Genomic DNA, 5,538 nt, shown 5'->3' with positions numbered 1-5,538 from the left:
GGCGGCTACGGTGGTGGCGGCAACAGCGGCTACTGAGCAACCCGGCTGCGCCTCGCGCGCACCCAAGACAAGCCCCTTCGGGGGCTTTTTTCATGCCTGGATTTTTGCGTGTGGACCTGCTGCCATCTCCGATGGGGCGAGGTGCCTCAGGAGGTTACTCGCCTTGTCGGCGCTTGCGCGGCCGCCCCGCGAGGGCCTTGTCGAACACCCAGTTGGGCAGCAGGCGCATGAGCTTGGCCACCACGCCCATCTGCCAGGGGATCACGCGGTAGGTGACGCCTGCGGTGATGGCGCGGAAGGCGCGCTCGGCAAAATCCTCGGCCTTCATGAGGAAGGGCATGCCGTAGCGGTTGCCCTGGGTCAGTGGCGTGTCGATGTAGCCGGGCGAGATGGTCACCACGCGCACGCCGTGGGGCCGCATCTCGCCGCGCAGGCTTTCGCAATAGCTGATGGCCGCCGCCTTGCTGCCGCAGTAGGCACCGTGCCCGGGCAGCCCGCGGATGCCGGCCACGCTGCCGATGCCCACGAAGGTGCCGCTTTGGCGCTGCACCATGGCATCGACGAAGGGGTGGAAGGTGGCGGCCATGCCGATGTTGTTGGTGGCGAAGGTGCGGGCCATGACGTCGATGTCGGCCCGCACCGCCGTGTCCATGCCGACGCTGATGCCGGCGTTGGCGATCACCACGTCGGGCGTGCCCTGGCGCGCGAGGCAGTCGTGCCCGGCGGCGACGATGCTGTCCACCACCGAGACGTCGGCGCCGTAGATCTCGTAGTCCGCGGGGTCGATGCCTTGTGCGATCGCCCAGGCCTTGACCTCCTCGGTGCGGCGCGCCACCAGCGCCAGGCGGTAGCCGGCCTGGTGAAAGCGCAGGGCCAGGGCCTGGCCGATGCCGCTGGAGGCGCCGGTGATGAAGGCCAGTGAGGGTCGCTGCTGCAGGGTCATGGGGGCCTTGGTGGTGGGGTGGGATGCGCCGGCCGGCGCTGGTTGCTTTTTTACCTGGCGGCGCCGGGGACGAGTACGCCCTTGACCCGTCCGCGCAGCTGCAGCACCTGGTCGAGGTGGTCGTAGTCCATGCCGTCGGCCGTGAAGCGGTCATTGCCCCGCGTCAGCACCACCGGCTTGTCCGAGCGCACGCGCTCGGTCTGGGTATAGGCATGCAGGAACTCGCTGCGGAACTCCATGCGCGGCTGGGCGGCCACGCCGGGGCGGGCGGGCAGCGGCTCGCGCGTGACGATGGCATTGCCGAAGAGCTGCACTTCGCTGCCGTCGGCATTGCTCAGGGCCCGGTTGGCGGTGGCCAGGGTCAGGCGCCCATCGAGTGCCACCGAGCGCATGCGCGCATGGTCGATCTCCAGCGTGTCCGTGTCCGGGAAGTGGCGCGCCAGGTCGCCCTGCACCTCGCTCTGCAGGCGGCCCTTGGCATCGAAGCTCTTGACCGAAAACGCCTTCATCGAATAGTCGGGCTGGTTGCTGCGGGCCTTTTCGGCAGCGGGGGCCAGGGGCATGGGCGCATTGCGCACCAGCCACCAGGTGCCCAGGGCCAGCAGCCCCATGATCATCACCGGCAGGTACAGGGTGATGCGCTCCCAGCTCTGGCGCAGCATCTGGCGCCGGCTCATGGGCGGCCTCCGGCGCGCAGGTCGGTGGCTGCAATGGGAAAGAAAAGCGGGGCGGTGGTCATGCGGTGTAGTCTGCCAGCAGGCGCGCATAGTGGCCGGTGGCCACCAGCAGCAGGTCGCACAGTTCACGCGCAGCGCCATCGCCGCCGCGGGCGGCGGTCACGTAGTGGGCGTTCTGGCGCACCTCGATCTGGGCGTTGGCCGGGGCGCAGGCCAGCGCGCTGCGGCGCATCACCGGCAGGTCGGGCCAGTCGTCGCCCATGGCGGCGGCCTGCGCCCAGGACAGGCCCAGTCCGGCCAGGATGGCCTCGGCCGCGGGGCGCTTGTCCTCGGTGCCGAAGACCGCATGCTCCACGCCCAGGGCCTTGAGGCGCACGCGCAGTGGGGCCGAGTCGCGCCCGGTGATCACGGCCGGCGTGATGCCGGCCTTCTGCAGCAGCTTGAGGCCGTGGCCGTCCAGGGTGTTGAAGCGCTTGATGGTTTCGCCGGCGTCGGTGAACAGCAGGCTGCCATCGGTGAGCACGCCGTCCACGTCGAAGAACGCCACGCGCACGCCCTGGGCGCGCAGCAGCAGCTCGGGTGCGAAGTTCAGGGCCGGTTGCACGGAAAGGGGGGTCGCCATGGCTCAGATCACCTTGGCGCGCATCAGGTCGCCGATGTGCACCACGCCGACCAGCGCGCCGGTGGCGTCCACCACCAGCACGCTGGTGATGCTGTGGGCCTCCATCAGCTCTGCCGCGTCCACGGCCAGGGAGTCCGGCGCAATGCGCCGGGGCGAGGGGTGCATCACCTCGGCCGCCGTCGCCGTGCGCAGGTCGGCTCCGGCCTCGATGCGCCGGCGCAGGTCGCCGTCGGTGAAGATGCCCAGGATCTGGCCGGCCGCGTCCACGATGGCCGAGGCGCCCAGGCCCTTGGCGCTCATCTCGCGCATCAGCTCGCTGAAAGACGCCCCGGGCGCCACGCACGGTACATCGCTGCCCGAGCGCATGACGTCGCTCACATGCGTGAGCAGCTTGCGGCCCAGTGCACCACCGGGGTGCGAGCGCGCGAAATCCTCGGGCCGGAAACCGCGCGCGTCGAGCAGGGCCACCGCCAGCGCGTCGCCCATGGCCAGCTGCGCCGTGGTGCTGGCCGTGGGGGCCAGGTTCAGCGGGCAGGCCTCGCGCTCCACGCTGCAGTCGAGCACCAGGTCGGCATGGCGCGCCAGCGTGGAATCGAGGCCTCCGGTCAGGGCCAGGAGCGGAACGCCCAGGCGCTTGAGCACCGGCAGGATGGCCGTGAGCTCGCCGCTTTCGCCGCTGTTGGAGATGGCCAGCACCATGTCGTGCTCGGTCACCATGCCCAGGTCGCCATGGCTGGCCTCTCCGGGGTGCACGAAAAAGGCCGGGGTGCCGGTGGAGGCCAGGGTGGCGGCGATCTTGCGGCCCACATGGCCGCTTTTGCCCATGCCCATCACGACCACGCGGCCGCGGATGGACAGCGCCATCTGCACGGCGTTGGCAAAGCGTGCATCCACGCGGGCGGCCAGCCCGTTCAGGGCGGCGGCTTCGATGTCGAAGGTTTCACGGGCCAGGCGCAGGGCCTGCTCGGCATCGAAAGGGGGAAGTACGGCGGTCATGCGCGAGATTCTATCGACCGGCCTGCCCGGGCTCGGATAGCATCAGCCTATGTCCTCACTCGCCCTCACCCTGCTCTACCTGCTGGCTGCAGTGCTGGGCGTGGTGGTCTGCCGCAGCCTGAAATTGCCGCCCATGCTGGGGTACCTGGCTGCGGGCGTGCTGATCGGTCCCCACGCGCTGGCCCTGGCGCAGAACTCCGAGGGGGTGCGCCACCTGGGCGAATTCGGCGTGGTGTTCCTGATGTTCGCCATCGGGCTGGAGTTCAGCCTGCCCAAGCTGCGGGCCATGCGCCGCCAGGTGTTCGGCCTGGGGCTGATGCAGGTGGTCGTGACCATGACCCTGGCCACCGGTGGCTCGCTGATCCTGGCCCAGTTGCTGGGCGGGGTCTGGGAGATGGGCTGGCAGACCGCCCTGGCCCTGTCCGGGGTGATGGCCATGAGCAGCACGGCCATCGTGGTCAAGCTCATGGCCGAGCGCGCCGAGCTCGAAAGCGAGCACGGGCGCAACGTCATGGGCATCCTGCTGTTCCAGGACCTGGCCGTGGTGCCGCTGCTGGTGCTGATCCCGGCCCTGGGCTCCTCGCCCGACAAGCTGCTGGTGGCGCTGGCCTGGGCCCTGCTCAAGGCCACGGTGCTGGTGGGCCTGCTGCTCACCGGCGGCCAGCGCGTGATGCGCTGGTGGCTGACCCTGGTGGCGCGCCGCAAGAGCGAAGAGCTGTTCATGCTCAACCTGCTGCTCATCACCCTGGGCCTGTCCTGGCTGACCGAGGTGGCCGGCCTGAGCCTGGCGCTGGGGGCCTTCATCGCCGGCGTGCTGGTCTCCGAGACCGAGTACAGCCACCAGGTGGGCACCGACATCCGTCCCTTCCACGACGTGCTGCTCGGGCTGTTCTTCATCACCATCGGCATGATGCTGGACTGGCACATCCTGGTCGACCGCTGGGGCCTGGTGCTGGCGCTGCTGGTGGTGCCGATCACGCTCAAGCTGGTGGTCATCCTGGTGCTGGCGCGCGGCATGGGGGCCACCACCGGGGTCTCGCTGCGCACCGGGCTGTACCTGGCGCAGGCCGGCGAATTCGGCTTCGTGCTGCTGTCGCTGGCCCAGACCAACAACCTGGTACAGCCCGCGCTCATGAACCCCATCCTCGCGGCGATGGTGCTGTCCATGCTGGCCACGCCCTTTCTCATCATGTATGCCAACCGCATCGTGATGAAGCTGGTGGCCAGTGACTGGCTGCAGCAGTCGCTGCAGATGACGACCATCGCGCGCAAGTCCATCAACTCGAGCAAGCACGTGATCATCTGCGGCTACGGCCGCTCGGGCCAGAACCTGGCGCGCATGCTGGAGCACGAAGGCATCCCCTACATGGCGCTCGACCTGGACCCGGACCGCGTGCGCCAGGCCGCCGCCGCGGGCGACTCCGTCGTCTACGGCGATGCCACGCGCCTGCAGGCGCTCATGGCGGCCGGGCTGGTGCGCGCCAGCGCCGTGGCCGTGACCTACGTCGACGTGCCTGCCGCACTCAAGGTGCTGGCCAACACCCGCTCCCATGCGCCGCAGGTGCCGGTGGTGGTGCGCACCCAGGACGACCTGCACCTGGACAAGCTGCGGGATGCCGGCGCGACCGAGGTCGTGCCCGAGGCCATAGAAGGCTCGCTGATGCTCGCCAGCCATGCCCTGGCCCTGGTCGGTGTGCCCATGCGCCGCGTGCTGCGCCTGGTGCAGGACCAGCGCGATGCGCGCTACAACCTGCTGCGCGGCTACTTCCACGGGGCCGACGACGACACCGTCAACGAGCGCGACCAGGAGCGCCTGGCCACCGTCACCCTGCCGTTGGGCGCCAAGACCCTGGGCCAGGCGCTGGGCGAGCTGGCCCTGCCCGCCATGGGCGTGCGCGTGGTCAACCTGCGCCGTGCCAACGGCCATGTGAGCGCTGCGGTGGACGATGCGGCGCTGGCCGAGGGCGACACGCTGGTGCTGTCGGGCCACCCCGCGGCGCTGAGCCTGGCCGAGGCCAAGTTGCTCAAAGGCTGACAGGCCGGATCAGCCGGCCTGCAGCGCCTCTGCGGGGCCGGGCCGCCCGAAGAGATAGCCCTGGAACTGCTGGCAGCCGTTGCGCAGCAGGAAGTCGTGCTGGCCCTCGGTCTCCACCCCCTCTGCCACCACGTCCAGGCCCAGGCTGTGCGCCAGCGCGACGATGGTGCAGGCAATGGCGGCGTCGTTGGGGTCGGTGAGCACGTCGCGCACGAAGCTCTGGTCGATCTTGAGCTGGTCCAGTGGCAGGCGCTTGAGGTAGGCC

6 protein-coding genes are annotated in these 5,538 nt (G+C 70.0%); 1 reads left to right on the top strand and 5 read right to left on the bottom strand.

Annotation, left to right across the window (positions count from 1 at the left end; genetic code table 11):
• Nucleotides 1-154 precede the first annotated feature (154 nt).
• Genes PMI14_RS18225 through PMI14_RS18210 form a run of 4 tightly spaced genes read right to left on the bottom strand, consistent with a single transcriptional unit; the run spans nucleotide 155 to nucleotide 3,238 of the window.
• Nucleotides 155-943: an SDR family oxidoreductase gene (locus PMI14_RS18225; protein ID WP_007856745.1), complete on the bottom strand. Its 789-nt coding sequence runs from the start codon at nucleotides 941-943 to the stop codon at nucleotides 155-157.
• Nucleotides 944-993: 50 nt separating this feature from the next.
• Nucleotides 994-1,620, bottom strand: a complete 627-nt coding sequence (gene lptC, locus PMI14_RS18220) for an LPS export ABC transporter periplasmic protein LptC (RefSeq protein WP_007856744.1) — start codon at nucleotides 1,618-1,620, stop codon at nucleotides 994-996.
• Nucleotides 1,621-1,678: 58 nt separating this feature from the next.
• Entirely contained in the window at nucleotides 1,679-2,242 is a 564-nt protein-coding gene (locus PMI14_RS18215; RefSeq protein ID WP_007856743.1) for an HAD family hydrolase, read from the bottom strand.
• Nucleotides 2,243-2,245: 3 nt separating this feature from the next.
• Nucleotides 2,246-3,238: an SIS domain-containing protein gene (locus PMI14_RS18210; RefSeq protein ID WP_007856742.1), complete on the bottom strand. Its 993-nt coding sequence runs from the start codon at nucleotides 3,236-3,238 to the stop codon at nucleotides 2,246-2,248.
• A gap of 49 nt (nucleotides 3,239-3,287) precedes the next feature.
• Here PMI14_RS18210 and PMI14_RS18205 point away from each other — a divergent pair, with 49 nt between their 5' ends.
• Complete coding sequence (locus PMI14_RS18205; RefSeq protein ID WP_007856741.1) at nucleotides 3,288-5,273, top strand: monovalent cation:proton antiporter-2 (CPA2) family protein; 1,986 nt, start codon at nucleotides 3,288-3,290, stop codon at nucleotides 5,271-5,273.
• A 9-nt stretch (nucleotides 5,274-5,282) separates the two neighbouring features.
• Here the strand turns inward: PMI14_RS18205 and PMI14_RS18200 are convergent.
• The coding region (locus PMI14_RS18200) for an EAL domain-containing protein (RefSeq protein ID WP_007856740.1) at nucleotides 5,283-5,538 on the bottom strand (256 nt) is incomplete at its 5' end.

It is taken from the genome of Acidovorax sp. CF316, from assembly GCF_000276605.1.
Lineage (GTDB): Bacteria > Pseudomonadota > Gammaproteobacteria > Burkholderiales > Burkholderiaceae_C > Acidovorax.
This window is presented reverse-complemented; position numbering and strand designations above follow the sequence as displayed.